General features: G+C 42.4%; 2 protein-coding genes. Both read right to left on the reverse strand.

Going from position 1 to position 1763, the window contains the following annotated elements; genetic code table 11:
- Nucleotides 1-801: glycosyltransferase family 4 protein (locus tag F6K53_RS39870; RefSeq protein WP_293085559.1), on the reverse strand; the 801-nt coding region annotated here is incomplete at its 3' end.
- Between the two features lie 154 nt (nt 802-955).
- Nucleotides 956-1763 (reverse strand): glycosyltransferase (locus F6K53_RS39875; RefSeq protein WP_293085562.1); only part of this gene is annotated, 808 nt, incomplete at its 5' end.

Here is a 1763-nt window from a genome sequence, read left to right on the forward strand (position 1 = left end):
AACTAATTGACAGGCTTGCTCTACTTCTCCATCCCCTGCTAATAGTAATTCTGAGCAAGTTTTTTGTTCAGGAGAGAGAGAGGCAAACGCCCGGATCAGATCAAATACTCCTTTCCGTTTACCGATTTCTCCCACAAAAACTAACATTATTTGTTTGGAATTTGTGCGCTCTGGAATTTTTGATGGCAACTCTACTGGGTTAGGAAGAATTACAACCTGTTCTGCTTTTAGTCGGAAACTGGACTGGTAAAAGTTTTTCCAGCTTTGTGATAGAACAATAAAGTAGGCAGATTGTCGAAACACCAAGCTAATTATTCCTTTTGCCCATTGAGGTAGCCCAGTGTAAAACAACTTATACTCGCTACCATGGGCGTGCAAAACCACAGGGACATGGAATGCTAGTGCAAGGAGCATCAAAATCATTTTCCGGAGCGTGCTACCCCTTTGAGAAAAATGCACGTGAATCAGATCAGTCTTTTTTGTGGATAACCTCCACAGCAACTTCCCCAGAGCTTTTCCAAAAACTAAGAGCTTACGAGTAATTGATCCGTTTTTGCCATCAGTACAGGTAGTAGGAATATGCTGAATTTTAACCTGAGAGGGTGCATTACGAAGAATAACCTTCTGCACTGATGGGATACCAGCCTTGATCTGAAGGTTGTCACCTAACATTACTACCTGACATCCCACGACAGGAAAATTATTTTGTGTTTTAAGGTCTAATTTTTGGTATTTACTTGTATCTTTACTTGTGTCTTTACTTGTGTCTTTACTTGTGTGTGAAGACGGATAGTGAACCATAATTTTCCCTAATTTTAAGACATTCAGGACTTCGGTAACCTGCTCCCTGCTCCCTGCTCCCTGCTCCCTGTTCCCTGCTCCCTGCTCCCTGCTCCCTGCTCCCTATTCCCTATTCCCTATTCCCTGTTCCCTGTTCCCTGTTCCCTAAAAGTAATCAAATCCACTTTGTCCACCTAAGTGCCCAAACTTTTTCAACACCATAAAATGGGCTTAATAGTAGTGTGAGGGCAACCCATACTGGTCCGACTATGTATAACCAAAGACGGCCACGATGACGTTTGATAAAACGCTCCAAGGGATAACGTAGTCGTCTATGCCAATAGGTTAGAGGGATTAATTCTTTGGTGTAAGTTTTGTATATTTGCTCTAATTCATAGGTAGCTTTTACACCAGCGATGCTGGTTTTATTGTCACCACTTACTGGAGCAATGCTTAGCACCTCTTCGATCACGCGCCAGCGCACACCACGGGAGTAGAAATAATTAAATAGCTCAATATCCATGGTGTACTCATAGCTTTCATCTAATGGTTGAGGTCGATCAAGCAGCTTGCGCCGATAAAAGCAGCTAGGTTGGTGAATGGGAGAAGCAACAGAAATTAAGTCAATTTGTTTGAGTGTAGGAGCTTTAATGTAGATCTGTTTTTTAGCATCCAATATCATCGGTCGTGACCCTAATCCTAAGGGCAATACTCGCCCAAATAGAGTCATCCAAAAATTAGCTCCTTTGAGTGGTTGACCTAAATTGTCAGTCCTATATTCAATTTGGCTGCGACCAACTAAGACGTCAATATCAGGCGACTCGGCAAAGTATTTTCCCACTGTGTGTAAGGCATCTGGTGCTAGGAGGTCGTCACTACACAGCCAATTAACGATATCACCATTACACTTCGCAAAACCTTTATTAATGGCATTGGATTGACCACTGTCATTTTCACTAACCCACCAGGTAATGTATGGTTCA

Source organism: Moorena sp. SIO4A1 (genome assembly GCF_010672065.1).
Taxonomy (GTDB): Bacteria; Cyanobacteriota; Cyanobacteriia; order Cyanobacteriales; family Coleofasciculaceae; genus Moorena.